General features: G+C 38.6%; 19 protein-coding genes and 3 pseudogenes. 6 read left to right on the plus strand and 16 right to left on the minus strand.

All coding sequences use genetic code 11. The features are described from left to right. Positions 1-12: 12 nt before the first annotated feature. The 3 genes from NSQ41_RS17825 to NSQ41_RS17835 form a co-directional block, all read right to left on the minus strand. Positions 13-1410, minus strand: coding sequence for an NAD-dependent succinate-semialdehyde dehydrogenase (locus tag NSQ41_RS17825; protein ID WP_327856112.1), 1398 nt, complete (start codon positions 1408-1410; stop codon positions 13-15). Positions 1411-1514: 104 nt separating this feature from the next. Next, positions 1515-2816 (minus strand): 4-aminobutyrate--2-oxoglutarate transaminase, encoded by a 1302-nt coding sequence (gabT, locus tag NSQ41_RS17830; protein ID WP_339210552.1) that lies wholly within the window; start codon positions 2814-2816, stop codon positions 1515-1517. 226 nt (positions 2817-3042) lie between these two features. Next, positions 3043-4425 (minus strand): amino acid permease, encoded by a 1383-nt coding sequence (locus tag NSQ41_RS17835; RefSeq protein WP_339197838.1) that lies wholly within the window; start codon positions 4423-4425, stop codon positions 3043-3045. A 345-nt stretch (positions 4426-4770) separates the two neighbouring features. On the opposite strand from NSQ41_RS17835, the gene NSQ41_RS17840 reads away from it, so the two are divergent. Together NSQ41_RS17840 and NSQ41_RS17845 are read left to right on the plus strand one after the other, a co-directional pair. Next, positions 4771-6183 (plus strand): PLP-dependent aminotransferase family protein, encoded by a 1413-nt coding sequence (locus tag NSQ41_RS17840; RefSeq protein WP_130157668.1) that lies wholly within the window; start codon positions 4771-4773, stop codon positions 6181-6183. Between the two features lie 259 nt (positions 6184-6442). After that, positions 6443-6901, plus strand: a pseudogene (locus NSQ41_RS17845) (4-hydroxythreonine-4-phosphate dehydrogenase PdxA); the annotation flags it as partial. A gap of 464 nt (positions 6902-7365) precedes the next feature. Here NSQ41_RS17845 and NSQ41_RS17850 read toward each other — a convergent pair. The 3 genes and pseudogenes from NSQ41_RS17850 to NSQ41_RS17860 all read right to left on the minus strand — a co-directional run. Then, positions 7366-8202, minus strand: a pseudogene (locus tag NSQ41_RS17850) (MFS transporter); the annotation flags it as partial. 46 nt (positions 8203-8248) lie between these two features. Further along, positions 8249-8758, minus strand: a pseudogene (locus NSQ41_RS17855) (transcriptional regulator); the annotation flags it as partial. A 55-nt stretch (positions 8759-8813) separates the two neighbouring features. Beyond that, entirely contained in the window at positions 8814-9011 is a 198-nt protein-coding gene (locus NSQ41_RS17860; RefSeq protein WP_339197844.1) for a LacI family DNA-binding transcriptional regulator, read from the minus strand. Between the two features lie 554 nt (positions 9012-9565). Between NSQ41_RS17860 and NSQ41_RS17865 the strand changes: the two genes are divergently transcribed. From NSQ41_RS17865 to NSQ41_RS17880, 4 genes are read left to right on the plus strand one after another with little or no spacing between them, the layout of a single operon-like run. Beyond that, positions 9566-10264, plus strand: coding sequence for a lantibiotic protection ABC transporter ATP-binding protein (locus NSQ41_RS17865; protein ID WP_339197848.1), 699 nt, complete (start codon positions 9566-9568; stop codon positions 10262-10264). A 15-nt stretch (positions 10265-10279) separates the two neighbouring features. Further along, the gene (locus NSQ41_RS17870; RefSeq protein WP_339210554.1) at positions 10280-11026 is read left to right on the plus strand and encodes a lantibiotic immunity ABC transporter MutE/EpiE family permease subunit; all 747 of its coding nucleotides are present in this window, start codon (positions 10280-10282) and stop codon (positions 11024-11026) included. A gap of 1 nt (position 11027) precedes the next feature. Then, entirely contained in the window at positions 11028-11816 is a 789-nt protein-coding gene (locus NSQ41_RS17875) for a lantibiotic immunity ABC transporter MutG family permease subunit (protein ID WP_339197851.1), read from the plus strand. A gap of 53 nt (positions 11817-11869) precedes the next feature. Then, the gene (locus tag NSQ41_RS17880) at positions 11870-12313 is read left to right on the plus strand and encodes a NisI/SpaI family lantibiotic immunity lipoprotein (protein ID WP_339197854.1); all 444 of its coding nucleotides are present in this window, start codon (positions 11870-11872) and stop codon (positions 12311-12313) included. Between the two features lie 161 nt (positions 12314-12474). Here the strand turns inward: NSQ41_RS17880 and NSQ41_RS17885 are convergent, their stop codons facing one another. The 10 genes from NSQ41_RS17885 to NSQ41_RS17930 form a co-directional block, all read right to left on the minus strand. Then, positions 12475-13908 (minus strand): HAMP domain-containing sensor histidine kinase, encoded by a 1434-nt coding sequence (locus tag NSQ41_RS17885; protein WP_339197857.1) that lies wholly within the window; start codon positions 13906-13908, stop codon positions 12475-12477. Next, entirely contained in the window at positions 13895-14596 is a 702-nt protein-coding gene (locus NSQ41_RS17890; protein ID WP_339197860.1) for a response regulator transcription factor, read from the minus strand. Before NSQ41_RS17890 ends, NSQ41_RS17885 begins: the two co-directional genes overlap by 14 nt. 753 nt (positions 14597-15349) lie before the next feature. After that, positions 15350-16297, minus strand: a complete 948-nt coding sequence (locus tag NSQ41_RS17895; RefSeq protein WP_339197863.1) for an Rpn family recombination-promoting nuclease/putative transposase — start codon at positions 16295-16297, stop codon at positions 15350-15352. Positions 16298-16305: 8 nt separating this feature from the next. Beyond that, positions 16306-16512, minus strand: a complete 207-nt coding sequence (locus NSQ41_RS17900) for a hypothetical protein (protein WP_339210555.1) — start codon at positions 16510-16512, stop codon at positions 16306-16308. A gap of 1042 nt (positions 16513-17554) precedes the next feature. Further along, positions 17555-18469: an aminopeptidase gene (locus NSQ41_RS17905; protein ID WP_339194180.1), complete on the minus strand. Its 915-nt coding sequence runs from the start codon at positions 18467-18469 to the stop codon at positions 17555-17557. Between the two features lie 6 nt (positions 18470-18475). Further along, positions 18476-19333: a DMT family transporter gene (locus tag NSQ41_RS17910; RefSeq protein WP_339210557.1), complete on the minus strand. Its 858-nt coding sequence runs from the start codon at positions 19331-19333 to the stop codon at positions 18476-18478. Positions 19334-19619: 286 nt separating this feature from the next. Continuing rightward, the gene (locus NSQ41_RS17915; protein ID WP_339197875.1) at positions 19620-20285 is read right to left on the minus strand and encodes an AroM family protein; all 666 of its coding nucleotides are present in this window, start codon (positions 20283-20285) and stop codon (positions 19620-19622) included. A gap of 2 nt (positions 20286-20287) precedes the next feature. Next, entirely contained in the window at positions 20288-21223 is a 936-nt protein-coding gene (locus tag NSQ41_RS17920) for a DUF1177 domain-containing protein (RefSeq protein WP_339194183.1), read from the minus strand. Between the two features lie 13 nt (positions 21224-21236). Next, positions 21237-22286 carry a DUF917 family protein gene (locus NSQ41_RS17925; RefSeq protein WP_339197878.1) on the minus strand — a complete coding sequence of 350 codons (1050 nt, stop codon included), beginning with the start codon at positions 22284-22286 and terminating at the stop codon, positions 21237-21239. A 12-nt stretch (positions 22287-22298) separates the two neighbouring features. Continuing rightward, positions 22299-23864, minus strand: a complete 1566-nt coding sequence (locus tag NSQ41_RS17930) for an OPT/YSL family transporter (protein WP_339194185.1) — start codon at positions 23862-23864, stop codon at positions 22299-22301. Position 23865 lies beyond the last annotated feature (1 nt).

Below are 23865 nucleotides of genomic sequence, written 5' to 3' on the forward strand. Positions count from 1 at the left end.
GCAAAAAGTCTTTTATTTATAAATATCCCCTATTGACAAATATTTCGTTTCCAAATACGGTTCAATGCCTTCCACTCCACCTTCACGGCCGATTCCGCTTTCTTTCATTCCTCCAAAAGGAGCGTGGGCAGCAGATGGAGAGCCGTCATTCCAGCCGATAATTCCGAAATCTAAATGCTCATGCAGATAGATGCCTGTTCTATAGTCATTTGTAAAAAAGTAAGCGGCCAGACCATAAGGCGTGCTGTTTGCAATATTAACAGCTTCTTCTAATTCCTGAAACGTTGTGATTGGCAAAATGGGTCCAAATGTTTCCTCTTGCATAATCTTCATGTTCTCATTGACATTTTTGAGAACTGTCGGATAAACAAAGAAATAGCCTTTTTCCCTATTTGCATTGTATTTATTGCCGCATAGAACTTCAGCACCTTTACTGATTGCATCGTTGACCTGCGAGACAATCTTATGAAAGCCTTTTTCATTAATAACTGGCCCAATTTGAGTGCCTTTTTCCAAACCATTTCCAACTTTTAATTTTTTAACTTCATTTGTTAATTTTTCAGCAAATTCCTCTACAATGCTTTCATGCACTAGAACTCTGTTTGCACAAATACATGTTTGACCGGCATTTCTGAACTTGGAAGCTATCGTTTGTTCTACCGCCAAATCAATATCAGCATCATGTGCAACAATGACCGGTGCGTGGCCGCCTAATTCCATTGAAACATGTTTAACTGTACTGGCACTGTCTCTGATCAATAATTTTCCTACAGGAGTCGAGCCGGTAAACGTAATTTTTCTGACATATTTGCTTTCCGTAAATATTTTTCCTACCTCACTGCCATAGCCATTCACACATTGAATTACATCCGCTGGTATTCCGGCTTCATGAGCGAGCTCAATCAATTTCATCGTGGTTAACGGGGTATCTTCTGCTGGTTTCACAACGAATGTACATCCAGCTGCCAATGCCGGTGCAGCTTTTCTTGTCATCATTGCGGCTGGAAAATTCCAAGGAGTAATGGCTGCAACCAATCCTACCGGTTGGCGGCTGACAATGATACGTTTGGATTCCGTATTTGCAGGAATTGTTCGTCCATAAAGCCGTTTCGCCTCTTCTGCATACCAATCAATGTAACTAGTTGCATAGTCAACTTCACCCAATGATTCGTGCAAAGGTTTACCGCTTTCCATTGTCATGATCTTTGCAAGATCACCTTTATGTTCTTGGATTTTTTTAGACCAAAGCTTTAATAGTCTCGATCGTTCATGTGCATTTGTTTTGGACCACTTTCGGAAACTTTCATGCCCTCTCCGCAATGCAAGATGAATCTCTTCTTCTGTATCTGCCTTTACTTCCTGGATCAACTCACCTGTTGCAGGATTCGTGACTTTAATCGTCGCTGCCATCAAGGTTTACCTCCCTCTGGGTTTTTCTTTGCCGGGATATAAAATATATAACGCCACTGGTTAATGGATTCCCGGCAATTTTATCCTCAGTTTCTTCACCCAGTTCATTGAGCAAAAGCTTTTTCCAATATGGATAACCCTTTATTTAATTCCTCGTCAGTAATAACCAACGGAGCTAAAAAGCGTATAATATTTCCATCAATACCAGCTGAAAGCAATAAAAGACCATGTTCATTCGCATATTTCAGAATTTGATTCGTTTTCTCTTTATTCGGTCGTTTGTTCTGGCGGTTATCTACGATCTCCACCGCTACCATAGCACCTAAGCGGCGAATTTCCCCCACAAACTCATGTTTTGCTTGTAATTCCAGCAGTTTTTTCTCAATCTTTCGTCCCAGTATTTCTGATTTTGTGAGCAAATCCTCTTCTTCGACGATATCAATGACTGCCAGTGCGGCGGCACAAGCTACAGGATTCCCAGCATACGTTCCACCCAGTTCACCCGGATCGGCAGCATTTAAAATTTCCGCCTTGCCTACTACACCGCTTAAAGGCAACCCGGCAGCCAATGACTTGGAAACAGTAATCAAATCCGGGACAACATCAAAATGTTCAATTGCAAATAATTTGCCTGTACGGCCAAAACCAGTTTGAATTTCATCTGCCACAAAAACAATACCGTGATCATCACAGAAGTCCCTGACAAATTTGACAAATTTCTTCGGTGGGATAATAAAACCGCCTTCCCCTTGAACAGGTTCCATTACGATACAAGCAACCGTTTCAGGTGCCACAGTAGCAGCGAAAAACCTCTTGAATTCTTCAATCGTCCAATCAATATATTGTTCATCTGTCATATGATCCGGTTTTCGGTACAAGTATGGATAAGGAGCTTGATACACTTCTGAAGCAAAAGGACCAAATCCGAATTTATATGGTTTGACTTTGCTCGTCATGCTCAACGTCATATTCGTTCTTCCATGAAACCCTCTGACAAATGAAACGACCGCTTGTCTGCCTGTAAATTTACGGGACACTTTAACTGCATTTTCGACTGCTTCCGCACCCGAATTAAAAAGAATAGCTTGTTTATCAAAGTTGCCTGGCGTAATCTTGCATAATTTTTCTGCCAGCTTAATGTATCCTTCGTACATGATCACATTAAAACCAGGATGCAAAAATTTATCGACCTGCTCTTTTACAGCAGCCGTTACTTTAGGATGACTATGCCCTACATTTAAAGTTCCGATTGCCCCTGCAAAATCTATCCATTCATTCTGATCAATGTCTACGATGGTAGCCCCTTTTGCATGATGCGCAATACTTAAATTTCCATTGCTCACCCCTTTAGGAACATACTTTTTCCGTTTAGCCTGCAAGTCTTCCATCGTTGTCGATGATGCCATTTTTTCATTGCCTCCTCAAAATCAATATATATACGAATTATGCCAATTTTCTGTTATAGTGAAAAGCACCAGTTTTCTGATTTTTCAGGTACCAGTTAAAACGTTAAACACTCTTTATAAAGCTAGGGGGTATGGTAAAAACTTAAAATGCACACTGTTCTCATTTACCTTCCAATTCACTTTCTATATAAATTAGAAATCCTTCAAAGGGGATTCTCGTCAAAGGCTAAGTCGACGAGACATCTTTAAATTTTTTCACAGAGTCTTTTCTAGAACCAAACAGATACAAGATTGTTCCGATTCCATACCACCCAAACACAATTAACCATTCCATAGGCCAAACAAGCGCAGATGGCATTCCAGGTAAATAAAAAGTAATAAATATAATACTTAAAATTATGGCGATAACTCCAGTTAATTTCCAATTTCGTATCTTATATGGACGTTCTAAATCAGGTTCTGTTTTTCTAAGTTTCATAAATGAGATGGAAACAAGCATATAACCGATGACAATTCCAATGCCACCAGCATTTACAAACCAGTTTAAAGCTGAATGCCCTAAAAATGGTGCAAAAAAACCAAGTAATCCTAAAAAGATAATGCCATGTGTCGGTGTCTTATATTTTGGATGAATGTAAGCAAACCATTTTGGAATCATCCCTCTCTCCGCCATGGCAAATAAAATTCGACTTCCACCAATAATGAATGCATTCCAACTTGTCACGATTCCGGCAACCCCACCAATCACAAGAATTGTTCCAAACACTGGACTTCTAAATAGATTCGTCATTGCATCAGCAGTAGCAAGTCGGGTAACCTCGAGTTGAGACGGTGTTAATCCAACTGATACCCCATATGCAATTAAAATGTAGAAAACAATGGCCAGTATAATAGAAAAAATAAGTATCCTACCTATTACTTTTGGTGGTGCTTTTACTTCTGAAGCGATTTGCGGGATAACATCGAACCCTACAAATAGGAATGGAATCATGATAAGAACAGTCATCACTCCCCCCACTCCTTCTCCAAGAATTGAATTCGTATGCTCTGAACCTCCATTTGCAAATGCTCCAAAAACTAAAACTAAGCCTATTAAAATAACAGCAATAGTTAAAATATTTTGAAAAATAGCAGCCGGTTTAATTCCAAAATAATTCATCGATGTCAACAACAGCGAACCAAAGGATCCAATCAAAACCCAAGTTAAATAAATATCCCATCCTCCGAGATTCCATAAAAAGAGTTGGTGATCAACAGGAATTATATAATCAATGACGGTAGGTAATGCAACTGCCTCAAAGGTAATAACTGATACATATCCAAACAAGACACTCCATGCAGCAATATATCCCAACCTATCATTAAAGGCTCGCTGGACGAACACTAATCCACCGCCAGTTTCAGGTATTGCAGCTGCTAACTCTGCATAGGTCAGACCAATAAAAGTAACAAGCAGCCCACCAAACAAAAAGGCAATTGCCGTTCCTAGAAAACCTGCTTTACTTATCCAATCACCAGAAAGAACAACCCATCCCCATCCAAGCATTGCTCCAACAGAAAGAAATAGAACATCGGCTCTTGACATTGATTTTGAAAATTTATTACTCATTACTCTCACTCCCTTTTAAATTTATTAAGAAAGTATTATTATAAAACATTGTAGAAAACAAAAGCTTTGTTCCGTCACATACGAATACATAATTAGAAAATGCACATTTCTATAACCATCTCCACAGCTTTTGCATTAATAACGGAAATCGCATAGACTAAAAACAATTCTAAGGAAAAATAAAAGCCTGAATCCCCCTTACATTTTTATTTTCTTTTTATGTTACTATTTCTAACATCATTTATCCTGATAATTTACACTGATAATAAATAATATTATGATAAATATATTAAAAGAAAAGTACCAGTTTTCTGATTTTTCAGGTACCAGAGGGAGAGATAGATCATGATATTTTTTCAAATAGATAAAAAGGATAAGTCAAATCATATCTATCAACAAATTTATAAATCGTTAAAAGAAGCGATTTTAGAGAGAAAGATTCCTACCAATGAGAAATTGCCTTCCAAAAGAAAATTAGCAGAAAAATTAGGAGTGAGCATTAATTCGGTTTCAAATGCGTACGAGCAGCTCCTGGCTGAAGGATATATTTACGCAATTGAAAGAAAAGGCTACTATGTGGAAAATATTACACAGTTCAACAATCAAAAAGAGGCTAAAATGAACTTTCCAGATGATTTAAAAGAAGAATTCTCCAAGAAAGATGAGGGATGGCTTTCCTTATCACATATGACGGCTGACATCTCCATGTTCCCGTTTAAAGAATGGATGAAGTGTGAAAAAATAGCAATAAAAAATCACAAAAACGAACTTTCGGACATTTCTCATCCTCAAGGTCCTTACCTTGTGAGAAAAACCATCTCGCGTATGATTGCGCTTACACGCGGTGTTAAATGCGAACCAGAACAAGTGATTATCGGCCCCGGGACACAGCCCTTGTTACGTCAAGTGTTGGGCATGCAGAGGGAAAATATAAAAGCTGCAATTGAGAACCCTGGGTATTCTCGCATCTACCAATTATTAAAAGATATGAATTTTGAAGTTTTTCCAATCGATCTTGATAAAAAAGGAATAGACATCAAGAAAGTGGAAGCTTTGAATCCACATTTCCTTTTTATCACCCCGTCACACCAATTCCCGACCGGAATCATTATGCCTATTTCAAGAAGAATTGAACTTTTGAATTGGGCCTCGGCTTCTGAAGGAAGGTATATTGTAGAAGACGATTACGATAGCGAATTTAAATACGGAACGGACAATATTCCGTCGCTGCAAAGCCTAGATCGGAATCAACGAGTGATTTATGCAGGAACATTCTCCAAAACGATCATGCCAAGTTTCCGAATCAGTTATCTCGTTTTGCCTCCCGATTTATTAAGAGAGTACAAAAGACATTTTTCATATTGGATACAGGGAAGCAATACACTGAATTTATTTACGCTTCACTATTTTATTGAAAGCGGCGAGTACGCAAAACACGTCAAGCGCATGAACAATCACTATGAGATGAAAAGAGAAAACCTGATTAAGGAATTGAAATGGAAATTTCGAAATGACATTAAGATTAAAAATGTGCCGGCAGGACTTCATTTCATTGCGGAATTCAAAACAGATAAAGGGTATAAAGAAATTGAAGAAAGAGCAAAAAAAGAAAAACTTGAAATATACTCCATGAAGAGGTTCAATTTACTAGGCAATATCGAAGAAGGGAAAAAAATTATTTTGATTATCGGATTTGCCAATATAAAAAATGAAGACATACCAGTTGCCGTAGATAGATTGTACCGTGTTATTTATTAACTTTACATCGGACGAATAACCGCTTTAGGAACAATGCCATAATGTTTTAAAATGATTCATCTTGGATAAGAATGCTCAATTTCTATTTTCCGCTGTGACCTTTCCCCTTTCACTTATAATATCTGTCCGTAGTTAAAAGAGAACTATCAGCTTTTATACGCACAACCCATTTAAGAGCAAAAGAAATGATTTTATTTAAAATTTTTCGATCTGACATGACTAAATGGGGAAGGTTCTTAAAAGCCTTTTTTTCTTCTCCGATCGGACCTACAAAGTTATTAAGCTGGCTCACGAAACGTTAACAAGAGCGGGAAAAGAAAACCCAAGCATCGCCGTGTGCGGCATTAATCCACACGCTGGAGAAAACGGTCTGTTTGGCAATGGAGAGGAAGAGGAAAAACTCATTCCCGGCATCCGAAAAGCACAAGAGGAAGGAATCAATGCAACCGGACCATATCCGGCAGATACATTATTTTACCGTGCGGTGCGCGGAGATTTTGATATTGTTGTCGCTTGCTACCATGACCAAGGGCACGCCCCTATTAAAGTGCTGGGGCTGGAAGCCGGAGTAAACATCACCGTCGGCCTCAAAGGCGGTATCATCCGCACATCTGTCGACCATGGAACAGCCTTTGATATCGCAGGAAAAAATCGGGCGGACGAACGCAGCATGCTCGAAGCCATTCGCGCCGCTGTCGAACTGGCTCCGAAAGTTTAAACACCAACCTTTTTGCTTCATTTATCTGTTTTTGGCAATTAAAAAATGTATGAATGACAAAATACGAATATTCCATTCCCTGTATAAAATTTTAGGTCTATATCGCTTGACACGGAGCTTCTGCGGACATGTTTCCTAGCGAAAGGAGCGAGCGCCAATCCTTGCTTCGCAAGGCATCAAGCCTAACATGTCCGCCACTCCATGTAAAATTTTATTCGAATCATTTATGCTAAATAAGCAGTATGCTCAGATATGGTTGTTCATCTACTTGACCTTAATTTTTTGTCCGGTTAAGTCAATTCATTTTAGAACCAATTTTAAAAATAAGTTCTTCATAAATTTTTAGCGATGAGGCAAACAAGAAAGACGAACAAGAGCGCCCAGATGGCGGCTGGTAGTTATTTCTGTTTCCATGATTTCAATGACGGAATAGCTTTCGGCAATGTCCTCCTTAAAACCTCTCATCAGCTTTTCGGCGCGGCAGGCTCCTGTGGCTTTACCTTCTGCAAAAAGAAAATGCCAAGGAGCACCATCATCAAAAGCGATCCCATCGCCAACCGATTGGCAATGTTTCCGTATGAATGAAAAAGGAGGGTAATGCTTCCATAAATCGCTGGACCAATGATGGCTGACACTTTTCCAGAAAAAGCGAACAGTCCGAAAAATTGCCCTTGCTTATCTGGCGGGGAAAGTTCGACTATATATGTTCTCGAAGTGACCCACATCGCTCCTAAACTGACGCCGAACAAACTCCCAGCAATCCAAAAAGATAGCTTGGAAAAAGCAAGCACCCCTATCGCCAGTGCGATGCACATCACGATGCCGACATACAAAACCGCTTTTTTGGCTCCCTTGCTTCTCGTAATATAGCCAAAAAGAAAGGAACCGATAATACTTGAAACTGTGGAGACTAAATATAAAAGGATGAACTCCCCTGCCGTAAACCCGGCAATGACTTTGGCATAAACGGACATGATGGCGATCGTCGTCGCCACCGCATCATTCAAAAAGAAATAAGCAATCATGAATGTAAAAATGTTTTGATACTTTTTCATTTCTTTCAATGTTGCATAAATATCCCGATAGCCTGCAAAAAGTCCGGCCTTTCGCTTTAAGGCATCGGCTTTTTCGGCTTCTTCTTTGACAAAGAAAAACAGCGGGAAAGAAAAGAGGAGAAACAAAAGGGCGCTTGGAATAAAAGCCCGATAGTAATCCATTTCTCCAACAAATGGATACACAGCGAGCCCGACAAGCGTTCCGACATATCCGACAGCAACGCCAAAACCGGAGATAAGCGGTATTTAGAGCATGCAGTGCGCCAATTGCCATTGGATCGCTTCCGATAATAAAAGCCGTCGGCAGGCTTCCTTTCTTAATCGCCTGTTTCATGATCTTGTAACCTTCACTCGTCAGCCAGTCGGCAATGTATACATTTTCTTCCTTGAATAGTTTTCTTTCTTTCATGATTTTTTCAAACGTTTCTATTCTCGGATCGCGATTTTCAGACTTGCTCAAATTGTCGAGAGTTTTAATTTGCTGCACCCCGCCGATATAGCCGATATTTTGATGATTTAATTGAAATAAATAGTCAAGCACTTTGGCGGTGGCTTTCTTAAAATCTGAAATCACGACATCATATTTTACATGCGAGTCATTCGGGTCATAATCAATAAAGACGACATTAGAATTATGGTTATAAAATTCCTCCAAATTTTCGATATCTAAAGAGCCGATGACAATAATGCCGTCCAAGTTGCTCAGTTTTGAGGGATCACCATTGCTGTTTACCCGGTAAATCGTCGAAATTTCCATCCCAAGATCTTGGCAAGTTTTTTCGCAGCCAACTCGAATGGACATAAAATAAGGATCGTTATACTCATATTCTTCGGAATATATGATGACAAACCCAATATTAAAAGATTTTTTTCCCTTCTACCGGAAGTTTTTTCGTTTTTTTCCGCAGAGGTGTATAGTCCAATTGTTTTGCCGTATCCAAAATACGTTTTCTCGTATCCTCGGCCACAGATAATGTCGGGTCATTATTCAATACTCTTGATACAGTGGCAGTTGAAACATTTGCCAGCTTCGCAATATCTTTAATTGTCGCCATCTCCACAACCTCATTCTAAACATATTTTTTACTAAATTTTTCTGTCATTTTACCAAAATTTTAATTTACAAACAATAAAAAAGTCCGCGAAAGTGGGTAATTCTATTGCTGCACATTTTCCCTGAAAAATGCAAAAAAGAATGCCTGAACATGTTTTTTGTTTTAATGGAGCCTTGGAAAATGCTTTTCAATAGCTTAACCCACCTTGTTGATCAGAGACGATTACGCTTATGGGTTCCCTATGTTTCAGCCTTTCAAAAAACTTATGAACTATCCAATCGTTTTAAACAATCGGCCAATTTAGAATGCCAGCTTCTTAGCAGCCATTCAATAAAGGGCCTAAACGGATAGTTTAAAAAATAACAAATAATCGCCTTATAAAATCTTTATAATTGGAAGTTACACTTTCATTACGAGATTCATGAAATGTTTGAATCATAGGAAGTTGAATCGTGATTGTCTTTTGAAACTGGAGTAAACATTGAAACAGCCACCTTTTTGTTTCAGCAACACACACCTCTTTAAAGTTTCTTCAAGAGAAAGGGGAATCGAAAATGGAGAAATACATTTTGAAAACTCACCATTTGAGTAAATCTTTTGGCAAACAGTTAGCGGCAGACAATGTTTCTTTAAAGGTGAAAACAAACACGATCTATGGACTGCTCGGGCCAAATGGAGCCGGAAAATCAACGACTTTAAAACTGTTAACAGGGCTTTTACATCCCACATCTGGCGAAATTATATTTAACGGTCATCGATGGAGCAGAAAAGATCTTAAAGACATAGGTGTACTTATTGAATCACCGGGTCTTTATGGCAATTTGACCGCTTATGAGAATCTACTTGTTCATACAAAGGTACTAAATTTACCAGAGTCAAGGATACAAGAAGTGCTGAAAATAGTTGGTTTAGAAAATACCGGTAAAAAGAAAGTATCGCAATTTTCGTTTGGCATGAAGCAAAGATTAGGTATTGCTAAAGCACTTTTAAATCATCCAAAGCTTCTTATTCTCGATGAGCCAACAAACGGGCTTGATCCACTAGGTATACAAGAATTGCGCAAGCTTATAAGATCCTTCCCATTGCACGGAATGACTGTCATTTTATCAAGTCATATCTTATCAGAAGTGGAACAATTAGCAGATCATATTGGCATCATTCATCATGGAAAACTCAAATATCAAGGTGAAATCGAGAAAAATAAAGATTTAGAAAAATTGTTTATGGAAGTAGTCAGTGAAAAAACGAAATAGGGAGGAAATGAAATAATGCTCAATATGATACAGTCAGAAAATTTAAAATATAAACGTACATTTACAAAAAAAATTGTATATATTTCTCCTTTCTTTTTTATATTATATGCCATTCTTACAATGCCTACTATTCATTCAAAATATAATTATTTCGAATATACAGTATTCAATTGGTGGCCATTACTATTTATGCCGTTAGGGACAGCCTTGATATCTTCACTTTCTGCAATGAGGGAAAAAAAGTCAGGAAACTACAGAGTTTTACGATGTCATGATATGAGTTTAACACATATGTGGTTCAGTAAAATCATTGTGATTGCCCTATATACATTGTTATCATCTATTGAACTCATCTTCTTATTGTTCATATTAAAATTTTTTCTTCCTAACAGCATTACATCAGCAGTTGTAGTAATACAAGCAAGTCTTGCAGTTTGGGTCACATCTTTGGCATACATCCCTATAGGCTTGTTTTTGGCAGAACGATTCGGAACAGCGGTTTCTATTATTGTTAGTGTTTTAGGCATCGTCATAGGAGTAGTGATGGCCTCAGAACCTTATTGGATTTATATTCCGTGGAGCTGGGGAATGAGGCTAATGTCTCCTATTGTAGGTGTTCATCCAAATGGAACCCCGCTGGAAACAGGAAGTCCATTGTTAAATTCTTCTGTTATTCCAATGGGAATTGTCGTCTCGATTGTATTTTTTATTTTGCTGTCATTTGCGACAGCGATTTGGTTTTCTAAAAAAGAGGTGAACTGAATTGTCTTTTCTTCAAGTTCTATCTTCCGAATGGATAAAGACGAAGCGAACGGCGATTAGACTTATCGTGTTTGTCACACCAATCGTTTATCCAGTTTGTATGTTATGGTATTTTTCTAAATACAGTAATCCTTCATCATGGCAAATTAAGATATATAGCGGCTTTTTCGAGGTGTTAACAGTCTCTATACCTATCATTGTCTCTCTACTTACAGGTCTTATATCGTTTCAGGAAGAAAAATCAGGAAATTTTATCGGCCTGTTAGCAGAACCAGTTTCAAGAGCAAAACTTTATATGAGTAAACTAGTTTTGCTGATTTTATCAGCAATCATGGATATATTCTTGGCCACTTTCCTTATGCTGTTAGGGATGAGTTATATATTACATGTAGACGATGTTCATTACGGATTATTTTGGCAAGGTGCACTGTTATCAGTGATTGGCTCGCTTTTTCTTTTTTCAATGCATATATTTATTAGCTTTGCATATGGGATGGGAGCGTCTATAGCTATTGGAGGGGGCGGTTTCCTTATTTCAGCTATCATTGGAGCAACCGTTGTTGGGGATGACATGTGGCCATTTATACCTTGGGCTTGGGCTGTTAGACTTGCAAAAATCCCCATATTGTTGATGCCTGAAGCAAAGCTTGCTAATGGAATACAGCCATCAGAGCTCTTTCTTCAAGAACTGATGAAAGGCATGATACCGGCGATTATATGTTTTGTGTTCGCAACAATCGGCGGAATAATATGGTTTAATCGATGGGAAGGAAACAAATCATATGAATAATAACAAAAACAATCTTGTAAAGCACGATGAAGCAGGAAAGGAGAAAATATGCATTGAAAAGAAAAAATTCTATATTTTCCCTTTTATTGATCGTTTCAATTTTTTTGGGAGGTTGTTCGCTTATAAGCGAGTTAAAACATACCGCAACAAAAAATATGGCGATTGATAAAAAACTACCGATATATGAATTAAACAAACAAAATTTTAAGGAAATAAGCTATAAAGATAAGACTTATATTATCCAAGAATCTGTCATTAAGCCTAGTTATTTACAAGAACCTATTGGGAGAGTTTCCGAAAGTATTACAATTAATGAAGAACATGAAATATTAAGCAAAAAAGAACTTAGAAAAGTTGAAGTTCTTCCAAATAAAAAAGAAGAAAAAAGATTTCATTATAACTTTGGCTGGGTATACAGCATAAAAAATACAAACCCAGACGAAGAAATAGCAGTTGTCGTGAATAACCAATATCGTGTGGCAAAAATGCAAAAATAAAATTCGCCACAAAAAGGTGGAATCAAGAGCGACGATAGAATGAATTGATTTTCTATATGGACAAAAAAGATGGAAAAATGAGCGAAGCGCCGCATGAATAATGGGATTTAGAGTCAAAATTCAAGAAGGAAGCCGAAAACATTAAGCGTTATTGAAACTTATTACAAATTTATGATATTTTCCTGTTCCTTTATATAAAACTCTACTGTCGCTCCACCTTTTTCGTTATTATAAGCCAAAATCTCTCCACCAAAATTGTTAACAATTTTTTTCGAGATATAAAGGCCTAAACCGATATGATTTTTGTATTGTTCATCTTGATAAAATGCCTCGAACAACATGGACGCATCCTTTTGTTTAAATCCGATTCCTGTATCCATACATTTAAAGAAAATTTTATTGCTCTCATCACCTAGTTCATCATGTACCTCAAGTTTAATTTCTCCATTCGTTGTAAATCTCAGGCTGTTATATAAAATATTATCTAAGACCCTCATTAACATTGACTCATCAAGTAAATAAAATTGTTTACTTAAATTGATATCAAACTTAATATCTAAGTTCCTTTTATTATAGGCCACTGCTGATATTTCTTGCTTTTTCTCTATAAGCATTTTATTCAAATCCAATTTCTTAATATTTAATAAAAAGTTCGCCTTTTCTACTTTATATAACAGCGATAAATTATCTGTAAGCATGACCATCTTATTACAATTATTACGAATAATATCTAGATGGGGAATGATATCAAAATCATCATGGTTCTTCAAATCAGCAATCAAATCCATTTGTCCTTGGATCACCGTTAAAGGGGTTCTTATGTCATGGGCAATTGATGACATCATCATCTTGCGTTCATCATCTAACTTTGATAGATTTTCAATGGTTTCTTTCAGTGCGTTGATCATTGTATTAAAAGAATTTTGTATTTTGATAAATTCCCATCTTTTAAGCCCGTGCACCTGAAAGTCAAAATCACCATTCGAAATCTTCTCTGCAGCCTGAAGCAATACTTTGATATTATTAAATAATGACTTATATAGTTTAGATGTAAATAAAATCAAATAAATAATAAAAAATATTAACGGCGAGATCAGCAGCAAAATATAAATCAATACCACTCCGGGATTATCCTTTATATTATTAATTAAGAACCCAAAAGGAGCCTTTATGACATAGACAGCTTGGATAGAGTTATTATGCTGAACAGGTACATATCTATAAACATACTTTCCTTTTACAATCTCATGATTTATGACTTTGCTGAAATTTATTTTATTTTCTACAACCCCCTTATCCCCATACATATGATTACCGTTGATATCCAAAACTTCACCTTGGATGTTTTCATGATAGGACTTTAAATCAATTAATTGTCCTTTTAAAATTGATGATGAATTTTCTTCGATCTTTTTTTCAATTAAATCTATATACTTAACATAATAGTTAGACGGTTTGATGGTATTGTTGTTTGTTATCACAAATATCAACAGAAATAAGCATATATATGTGATAAGCGTTGATATAAAGGTTGATAGGAAGACCTTAACAACCAATAAATAAAAATCTCTTTTTATCGTTTTATCCTTTTTCATATGTCACATCCCATTTATATCCTAATCCATATAGCGTTTTAATATAAGAATGTTCCGGATCTAAAGAGCGAATTTTCTTTCTAATATTTTTGATACTCTCTGTAACTGTTTCTAATTGACTTTCTGAATCGAATCCCCATACGCTTTCAAAAATTCTTTCTTTAGAAAAAACCATATTCTTATTCAACATTAATAGTTTAATGATTTCATACTCTTTTTTTGTTAAATGTAATTTAACACCTTTACAAAAAATTTCATTAGCTAAAAGATCTATAGTAATATTTTTAGAGCTTAGAAGATGCCTTTCATTCGATCTTATTCGCTCTTCTCGTCTTAAATGGCAATCTATTCTAGCCTTTAATTCCTTTAAGCTAAAGGGTTTACTAATATAGTCATCTCCACCTACTGAAAGAGCTTGAATCTTATCTTCTTCTAACGTTTTTGCACTTACAAATATGATAGGACAATCCAAACTGTCACGGATCATGCTACACAATTCCATTCCATCAATGCCTTCCATCATAATATCCAATATAATTAAATCAAAATTATTATTGATAATCTGCAATGCCTCATTCCCGCTATGAACAGTTTCAACAAAGTAATTATAAAGCTCTAGGTATTGTTTTATTGTAAGGCAAATATCTTCATTATCATCAACCACTAAGATTCTCTTTTTTTTATTCATTATCCCCACCACCTATATGAATTCTTGGAATAATTCGGGACAATATAAAAAATAATGATGTAACCGAATAGAAACTCGAAGTTATCTGTCTTAATGGCAAATAACAACATTCCATTCCCTATATAAATTGAGAATCTAAAGTTTTTCTAATGTTTTTGGAAATTTTTTATTGCAATTGAAAAGTGCAGAAAAATGCAATGAACATGCGAATGTTTGCTGCCATATTAATTCCTTTTAATATCACACGAAGACAGCAAATGTTAGGTAAACTCACATATCAAAATATTTTAAAATTTCAAAGAGTTTTTAGAGGTTTTTTAGGAGTGAAGGAAACGATTTTAAAAAAAGTGAATCTAATGGAAGAATGGTTAAGATAATTATTGTTGCGGATGCATCGAAATAAGAAAAATTACTTGTCGACGTTTATGAAGACAGGGAAATATAAATTAGGGATGGAGGCAGCTTGTTTAAAACAAAGACCTTGATGCTATAATCAAACCTCTTGTAAAGTGCAAAATAAAAATTCAGAGTTTTGCAAAGAAATACACAGGTCTGAACTGTCGCCAAGTGCAAACAATGATCCGAAATGAGGATCGAAGGAAGCGAATTCCCTCCCTTTCGCTGATCATACCTTTAGTCCCTCAACACTCTCTCAGCAAGTTGGACAGATGACTGGCGCCATACCCAACTACTCTTTCAACAAATGACAGATTTTTCTTCCGTCAAATCCAGCATGCGCAATTTCTGTTACGCTCAGTCCTTTTTCAGCCACTTTCGCACTTCCTCTTCCGCAAGTCCAGTAAGATCGGCAATGTCTTTCGCCGCCATTCCTTTCGCCGACATATGCCGGATCATGTTCTTCCGTTCTTCTTCCCGTCCTTCCTTTAATCCTTCTTCCCGTCCTTGCTTTATCCCTTTTTCCAACCCTTCCTCCATCCCAGCGCGCCGCTCGCCCAGAAGGTTGGACAATTGATCCCGCAGCCATTTCAGCCGCATTTCATATGCGTAGCGATTTTCCGGACTGACGCTTAGCTTCTCCCACTCTTCCAACGCTTCGCGAATTTCTTGCTCGTTCATCGCCAACACCTCCAGTTCATTGAGAATTGTCTCATCAATTTCTCGTTTTCGGGCATCCACCGCCGACAGCATCATCAACCAGGGCCACTCCGAAGATCGTTTGATCTCACGTCTGTATTTCTTCCATTTTACCATAAATTGTGATACATCAATGGCGTGAAATTCAAGATGCGCGCTCCAAAGAAATTGTTCTTCATCCTCTCGGATATGAAAGATGGTGTGGAAGCGATCGGTTTCATGCGGAAAGAGCGGGTAGTTGAGGATGGCAATCATAATCGTGGGCGGAAGTTCGCTGTACCCTTGTCCTTTGAAAAGCGACTGGGAAAAGAGCCTCGCCCAGTAATACAAAATCCGCTCCGGCATATCGTGTTGGTCAATGATTTGAATTTCCACGTTGATCCGCTCGCCTCGGTCGGTCCACACGAGCACATCCAGCCGGTTCATTTTCCCCTCTTCTATCTCTTTTGCCAGCTCCGTGTTTTCAAACTGCACATCAACAATCCGGTCATGGCCTGTCCGATGCAAAACCGCATTTAAAAAAGCGATTGTTATCTGCTTTCGGCTCGGGTGGCCGAACAATTGTTTAAACATAAAGTCCAGTTTTAAATCGAGGTATTCCTTCATAACAGGGATCATCCTTTCGAGGAGAATTTGGAGAGGAATAGAGGTTCATCTAAAGAAAAGCCAAAACCATTGACAGAGTTTTCAGACAAAAAAGAGCCCATCGCCTTTCTAATACGCACTTCTTGACAAATCCCAACCGGCAGCCGTTCTAATGAAAACTTTGCCACCAGATATATCGGGAACATATGTTCTGTTAATGCTATTGTAATATACATGATCTTCTCTTTCAACCACCAACATTTCGACAAATTTCGAACCAGCCAAACACCATTCCAAAAGGGTTAACTCCCACTCCCTTGGAAATAGATCCCAATTGTCTTCTGAAAACAGGAGGATGAGTAAAATTTTCCTCATTTTCCTTAAATGTAAATGGAGGCGGAAATGAAGGCGTCGTCTTTATTGGAATCGATCGAAAGAAAAGACAAGCACTAGCCATGATCCGCGCCTCATCCGGAGAAGATTGTACGAGTTTCATCATAGTCCGCATTCCTTTACTGTATGTCCCGCATTAAAAAAAGGAAAGGGGGAGTGTATGAAAAGAGGTACGAAGACTTGCGGCAAATCAAGACCCACATTGAAGCGCAACAAATAATCCTCCGTGAGATCATTAGAAAAACCACTCGCATTTGGCGAAAAATAAATCTTATGATTCGAATAATTTCGGAAGTGCTGAAAGATGTGCGATGAAGAACCCGGTTACAAAGGAAAAGGCATATATAGATGGCGGAAATCAAATATTTGCACCTGAACAAATGAAATTGAGACGTAAAGAGCAAAGAGCCTTCCTCATAAATCGATTTTCGACTTATAGCTGTCCCCTTTATGGAATAACGTTGAAAGATCATGCAATTCAGTCAAGCCCTAATATTGTGTAAAAGCCGACTCCCAGCTCAGCAAACTTATGCCTGCGAAATAGAACCGCTTTCCGCTCGCTCCTCTTTCCATAAATTATTAGACTCATCATGGAATTCCCCTTTTTGTACAGTCCCTTCAACGGCCAAATCCAAATTATTGTGTAAAATCATACTCCCAGTCTAGCGAACTTAGAGCGAACTTAGGCTCCCGGCAAATCAAACCGCTTCCTTTTCACACAAAATTCAGGACTTAATCGCCTCCAACAAGTTTTTTAGCTTTACTTATACAAATTCCAGCCGCAATCAACTAAACGCAACAGGCAAAATTCAACCCACCATTTCATATCCTAAAGGATGAGAAATGGTGGTTTAATATTACTGTGTTGTATACCGCTTCCTTCCATTAAAAAACAAACTCCACTGTCGGATTTTTCGTTACACAATCAATATGGACATCTGCTTTAACCATTCCGCCAAAGGTGTGATTGGAACCGAATGCAACGTGGACGGTATTGTACGCTTTTTCATCTTCCAAAATAACGCCTGTGATTCTTGCTGCATAGTTTGTTCCGATGCCTAACTCGCCTAACAAACGGCCGTTTCCATCCCCGAGCAGCGCCAGTAATTGAGCACCTGTCTCACCTGTGGCATCTACCAACCTCCCCTTTTCAATCGTTAATACAACAGGTTCATCGACTAAACCTATACCTGCAATCGAACCTGTAATTTCAATTTTTCCTACCGCCTGTTCTTCTAATGGAGCTATATACGCCTCACCTGAAGGAAGATTTCCGGATGCCGCTTTTCCGCGGAAAACACCTGTACTTGGTATACCATCTCTGCCTTCAACAGGAATCTTTAATTCATAGCTGTCGCCGGTTTTAATAATAACCATTTTTGCCTTTGTTAATTTTTCCGCTACTTCATTTGTTTCTTTTTCAACAATGCTATAATCTGCACTCATCGCACCATTCAAAAACATATCTTCTGTAATTCCCGGCATGGTAATGACACTAACTCCATGTTGATTGGCCGTTTTCCTTGCAGCAGTATGGGTCAATGAATGTTTCGTTAAACAAAAGACAAGATCAAATTCCAGCATTTTTTCTGCCGTTTCCTGCGGAGGTTCTTCCCCTGATTTACTCCGATCTTCCATTACATGAATTTTCGTTTTCCACCCATCATTTTTTAGAGCCTTTTCAAATTTTCTCCCTAACGATTCCGTACTATTATCCGTTAAAACAAGGATAGATATATTTTTGTCTACTGAAAAATTATTTTTCATTAAATTATGAACGGTTTCTTGAAAACTGCTCATACCTTTTCACTCCTTATTTTGCGTAAAATATATACTTGCCAAAACAAAAATGAAAGCGATGATCGTACCGAAACCGAGTGGTTCATCCAATAAAAAAACACCTAACAGAATCGTGGTAATTGGCATCAAATAGGTAATAAATAAGGCAAAAATGGCGCCGCCGGATTTAATTAAATAAAAATACAACAGATTCCCGATACCCGAATTAAATACGCCTAACATGACAAAATAGAAAAAATTATTTCCACTATTTCCACTAAATAAATATTGATAGCTATCAAGATCAAATAAAAGCATAAAAATACCGGAATAAATACTGCCGACAGCCATTGAAACAAAGGACAATGTGTAGACAGAAACCGAACTCAAAAACTTGCCTGTCAAAATCGAAGACAATGTATAAAAACTGACTGCTACTAACAGAAATATGGCACTCATAACCTGAAATTGCCCAGAAAATCCAAAAACAAAAGATAATACTATACCGATAAAGCCAATGGCGACACCTAATAGTTCTTGTCGATGAACCTTCTGTTTTAATAGAAAAACACTAAATAAAACGCCAAAAATCGGACCTGTTGCATTGATAACCGCACTAATGGTTGTATCTAAACCCTTTTGGCTAAAACTCATAAATACCCATGGAACACCTGCGCTTAACAAGGTAATTCCAATTAAGGCACCCTTATTTTTAAAGTCTGTTTTTTTCTTTTTCAATAGAACGAATGGCAACAAAACCAGACCGCCAAATAAACAACGATAAAAAACAATAGAAACCGCATGAAAATCTGGTAAAAGCAATTTTGTAAAATAAAATGTCGATCCCCAAAGGAGGCTTAATACAAATAAAGCCAATACTGGCATTTCAGATTACATCCTTCCATGCTATAGGAAAACGAAAGCGCCCATTAAGCGATCTGCTTCCAGGCCTAGAGCCGCAGGACTGTGAACAACATCGGTGAAACAGCATCGCATAAAGAAAAAGCGAATGCTTTTTCGGGGAGATAAAAGGCACGATGGGGCTTGTGATCCGATGTTGTCCAAATCGTACGGAGGCGATGGAAACCTCGCTCCTGCTAAAGCACTTCAGCATTTAAGTTCAAAATGTAATTTCTTACTTTAAAAAGAGATCCGGATAGATCCGGATCAACTAAAAGACATATTCTGCAGCAATCCGTGCCACAAGTGTACGTGGAAGAATCACCGGCAAACCGCTCCCTTTTTTCGCTTCAAGTTTATGGGTTTCATTGTACCCCATACAATCCAACACAATTAACTCTGCACCCTGTTCTTTTAAGGATGCAGCCGCTCCGGCGATATCGCTTTCTTCATAAGGAGAAGCGGCTGCCGTTACCAATTCCAGTCCGACGCCCTCCCATTTTTTCGCTAATGAATGCCGCTGCTTTTCTAATGGAACCACTAACCCTAATTTACTGCCGCCCGTCATAATGGCTTGAACTGTATGCACTAAAATTTTATCCGGATAAATGATTGGTTTTGTTGTCACTAATGTTGGAAAATCACCGGTACATAACATAATCACTACTTCCACATCTTGTTCCAATTTGGTCAATTCATCCTGTAATAATGGAAGCAGCTTGCTTTTTCCAATCTCGACTGATTGACCATTGCGGAGTCGGGAAATATAAACTGTGTCCGAACCCTCAGGTTTGATGGCATCCATCGTTTCTTCCGTTAGCCGATCCAATCCGCCTCTTTCCACGATTTCTACATCCGCACCGAAAATTTTTTGAAAGGAAGGAGTGGCATCTGTGCGAGGGGATTGGCCGATTGTTAGTACACCAACCTTAGCCATGATTACTCATCCCCTAAAGTTTGCAAATGTTTCATGGAACCATAGAGTTTCACTAAGCGTTCATATTCTTCTTTATCATAAAATTCAAAGTTGCCTTGAGTATATTCTTTTGCCACTTCAATGCAAAATCTTACAGCTTGGGCAATATCGACTTCATGGCTAGCACCAGTACCGCATCCCGGTACAGCTGTTTTGGCAGTGATAGCGACGCCGACAACCGGTGCATCTGTTGCAACGGCAGGCTGAAGAATGCTATTTAAGTGGTAGACGCCATTGCCGTATGGCGTAATATCTTGCGTTGTGACAGCAAACGTGACTGGTAAATCACCCGTTGTCATTTCCATAATTCGCAGTAAATCATCATTGAATTTTAAAATATATCCTGATTTGACTGTTGGAGAAATCGCAATGCCACGGTGGTTTATCACTTTATTTCCTTTCGTTGTATCAATCGATAAAACGGCGTCCATTTCCGGGACTACTTCATATCGATTCATTGTTAATATATCAACAGGAGAATCCATAAAATCTACAGGTTCATGCGGCCGTGTAGGCGCATCCGGACAAATATGTGTCGTTACATAAACATCACCGGGCAGCCGATCCCCTTTTTCGGACATGATTGCAAGTTTTAAAGCTATTGTTACAGCCGCAGCTGCTCCATCACCGTCGGAAACAAATCCAATCCGATTTGGACGTGCGCCCAAACCGCCAAGTCTTCCGACAACACCCAATGTCGGAGCATGTCCGCCGCTCGATTTCCCATTTGTCCCTTTAATTAATATTTTGACAAAATCTGTTGACCCATTTTCGCCAGTTACTGTTGTGTAGCTTGCTTCCACATATTTTTTTCCTTCAAATAAGCGGACAACCGCTTCTCCATTAACTGAAGCATCATCTAGTAATTCCAAAACTTCCATTGTATATTTTAAAGACATCCCAATCTCTCCCTTATACAATTTTTTTATTAATAACAGGTTCAATGGTTTTTAACAAATTGTGGTTATACATGGTTGAGCTTAATTTCAAATTCTCTTTTGGAACGGAAATGACGGCTACTTTCAGTCCCTCTTTCACCTCAGCACTGACAACCGGCATTCCTGTTTCGGCATTGAAAGTCATAATTAAATCAGGAAATGTCCCTTTTCTCTGGCCATTGACTTCGACTGTCATGTACTCATTCCAAAATGTTAATTCCAAGTCATCAACTTTTACAAACCCTACATCAAAACCGCCTTTTTCTTCAAGCTCGCAATAACTAACCGTTCCGGAATGAATAACACGCCCTTTTAAATGGGACGCAACGGCTTCAATTCTTTCCGGTCCCTCCGGTGCTGACAAAAAGACTTCGCCGAGTTCAATTGCTTGAGTAATGCCGCCTACTGCTGCATTTTCTTTTACATAATCAACAGTTACCGGATTTCGGCAAACGGCAACCATTCCGCCCGCTTCTACTGAAATACTTCTGACAATTTTACCGGCTGATTCCAGGGATGATTTTACGACACCTTCCACTTGTCTTTTCCCTTTTCCGCCGGCAAATGACTGGATCGAAACATAACCGTCAACTTCAGACAAATTCATGGAGCCCATCGCCCCTGTTGGATGGGCGCGTCCGTTGCTTGGCGCATCAATAACCGGCAGCCCGGTTGCCGCTGCCTGCAGCCAGCCATTTATCGTTGTTGCTGCCCCATTTTCATTTGTCATAAGCGCTTTAATAGGATGGTGAAACTCCTTTTGCATCCGGTTTACAGTCTCAACAAACTGGTCGGAACTAACAGAAGCTTCCTTAGAAGACGGAGCCCCTACTAATGAAACATTGACTACATAATCGCCGCCCTGTAATTCATCAATTGAAACTAATTCCGGCTGGCCAATGGAAAAAGTAGACTCGGCTTTTTGGAGACCGTCATGAATCCAGCCTCCGCCTCCCCCGCCGAGAATACAGCCGCCGTAAACGGCTTTTTTCGCATCTTCCATCGTTAATGTTTTTCTAACCATTCTATCACCTCATTATTTCGCTTTAAACACGGATGAGAAGAAACTATATAATGCATCGCCGGCAATAAATCCAGCTGCGGTCGTATACATCTTATTTTCAGCTTCAGATCCTATAAATTTGATAACAAGAACGCGAATTATTAAACCGACAATAACAGCCCATCCTGCTAAAGGATTCATAATAAGCAACCCAGTAGCCAGCATAATGCCCAATTGTCTTTCCGTACCGCCAATCAGCTGAATGATCACCCCGGGAATGGCCCATAAGAGCAACATAAGACCAACATTCCCGCTTAATCCAGACTTAATGGTGGATGCATATACATGATCAACCGGCGGAACTAAGCCTTGTCCAAAAAAGTTCTTGGAAAATAGGGCAACCATCACAATCGCGATAATGAACCCGATAAATGCACTTTTCAATTGTATTTTCCGTCCATATAATTCTTGTTCAACGGAAACGCCAGTCCGAATGATGTTGCCGGATTTCAAATCATATCCAAAATCTGCAAAAGCAGGTCCTGTTGCTGCTGTAAAACCGGTCAGCAATGCTAATGCAACTGGCGGGAAGCCGAGTATCATGCCGATTAACAATGAAATAAGTGTTACCGCAAATGCCGGGAACCAACCGGAGTGCATAGCCGCAATCCCGACTATAATTTCATGCACTAATGCAGCAAAAGCAGCAAATATAATGAAAAGAATCAATTGACCAAATGGCATTTCAGTAATGAGCCCGCCCATGACGGCAATTAGAATAGCGATTCCTAAGTAAAGCAGGAATCCAAAACCAAAACCTTTTTTAATATCGTCTGCACCGCGGGTATATTCGTATCCGCTTGTGTCTGTAACTTTTCCACCTTGTTTTCTCGTTTTCGTAAAAGTAATGATAAACTGAATAAGAGCTACGAGACCTGCGCCGATCATCATGCCATGTGGGATATAATAGTCTCCTAAATTCAAGCCAAACAACGGTTGCGAGTATCCGTTAAGTAATAAACCAATACCGAACATGCTCAAAGCCCAAAAATTCCCGATGAATGCAACACCAAAGGCCGACATGGAAATGCCGAAGTGGGATCCAACTAATCCGCCAAGAATCCCCAATCCAAGATATTTTGCCTTTTTACCGCCTTCATCACCGGCTTTCAAAGCTTCGGCCGTTGCAACACCTGGAGGCCATACTTCGTTTGCCCCGAAAAGTTTCGTATCGAAAACTTTATAAAGGATAAGGGCATCGGTTAAAAGCGCCAATCCGGCTCCGATTAACATTGGGATAATAAGGTCCGGCAAGCCCATTACAAATGGAAGTCCAATTGGTATTAATAAACTATTGGCAGCCCCAAAAGTGGCAGCTGAAATGGATGTCTGAACTAAATTTTGATTTTCCAACGACTTAAATTGTTCAAAAATTTTAATTGGAATTCTCGCAAATAACATGGCGATTAATGCGCCAATAATGGATGTATTTGGCGTAATACCGAGCGTTGTAATTAGTTGCATCCCGATAATGGCGCCAAAAATAGAAATAAGAACAGAAAAAATAAAAAAGGTTAAATTGAATGTCCTATTTTGCATC

The organism is Aeribacillus sp. FSL K6-8210 (assembly GCF_037963925.1).
Classification (GTDB): Bacteria; Bacillota; Bacilli; order Bacillales; family Aeribacillaceae; genus Aeribacillus; species Aeribacillus composti.

Excerpts from the sequence above, each read along its gene's own strand:
- NSQ41_RS17865 (WP_339197848.1), top strand. The coding sequence starts at position 9,566 with ATGGAGAAATACATTTTGAAAACTCACCATTTGAGTAAATCTTTTGGC.
- gabT (WP_339210552.1), bottom strand. The coding sequence starts at position 2,816 with ATGGCATCATCGACAACGATGGAAGACTTGCAGGCTAAACGGAAAAAG.
- NSQ41_RS17870 (WP_339210554.1), top strand. The coding sequence starts at position 10,280 with ATGCTCAATATGATACAGTCAGAAAATTTAAAATATAAACGTACATTT.
- NSQ41_RS17860 (WP_339197844.1), bottom strand. The coding sequence starts at position 9,011 with ATGGCGACAATTAAAGATATTGCGAAGCTGGCAAATGTTTCAACTGCC.
- NSQ41_RS17905 (WP_339194180.1), bottom strand. The coding sequence starts at position 18,469 with ATGAGCAGTTTTCAAGAAACCGTTCATAATTTAATGAAAAATAATTTT.
- NSQ41_RS17885 (WP_339197857.1), bottom strand. The coding sequence starts at position 13,908 with ATGAAAAAGGATAAAACGATAAAAAGAGATTTTTATTTATTGGTTGTT.
- NSQ41_RS17890 (WP_339197860.1), bottom strand. The coding sequence starts at position 14,596 with ATGAATAAAAAAAAGAGAATCTTAGTGGTTGATGATAATGAAGATATT.
- NSQ41_RS17925 (WP_339197878.1), bottom strand. The coding sequence starts at position 22,286 with ATGGTTAGAAAAACATTAACGATGGAAGATGCGAAAAAAGCCGTTTAC.
- NSQ41_RS17825 (WP_327856112.1), bottom strand. The coding sequence starts at position 1,410 with ATGGCAGCGACGATTAAAGTCACGAATCCTGCAACAGGTGAGTTGATC.
- NSQ41_RS17900 (WP_339210555.1), bottom strand. The coding sequence starts at position 16,512 with ATGTATATTACAATAGCATTAACAGAACATATGTTCCCGATATATCTG.
- NSQ41_RS17920 (WP_339194183.1), bottom strand. The coding sequence starts at position 21,223 with ATGTCTTTAAAATATACAATGGAAGTTTTGGAATTACTAGATGATGCT.
- NSQ41_RS17895 (WP_339197863.1), bottom strand. The coding sequence starts at position 16,297 with ATGAAGGAATACCTCGATTTAAAACTGGACTTTATGTTTAAACAATTG.
- NSQ41_RS17910 (WP_339210557.1), bottom strand. The coding sequence starts at position 19,333 with ATGCCAGTATTGGCTTTATTTGTATTAAGCCTCCTTTGGGGATCGACA.
- NSQ41_RS17835 (WP_339197838.1), bottom strand. The coding sequence starts at position 4,425 with ATGAGTAATAAATTTTCAAAATCAATGTCAAGAGCCGATGTTCTATTT.
- NSQ41_RS17930 (WP_339194185.1), bottom strand. The coding sequence starts at position 23,864 with ATGCAAAATAGGACATTCAATTTAACCTTTTTTATTTTTTCTGTTCTT.
- NSQ41_RS17915 (WP_339197875.1), bottom strand. The coding sequence starts at position 20,285 with ATGGCTAAGGTTGGTGTACTAACAATCGGCCAATCCCCTCGCACAGAT.
- NSQ41_RS17840 (WP_130157668.1), top strand. The coding sequence starts at position 4,771 with ATGATATTTTTTCAAATAGATAAAAAGGATAAGTCAAATCATATCTAT.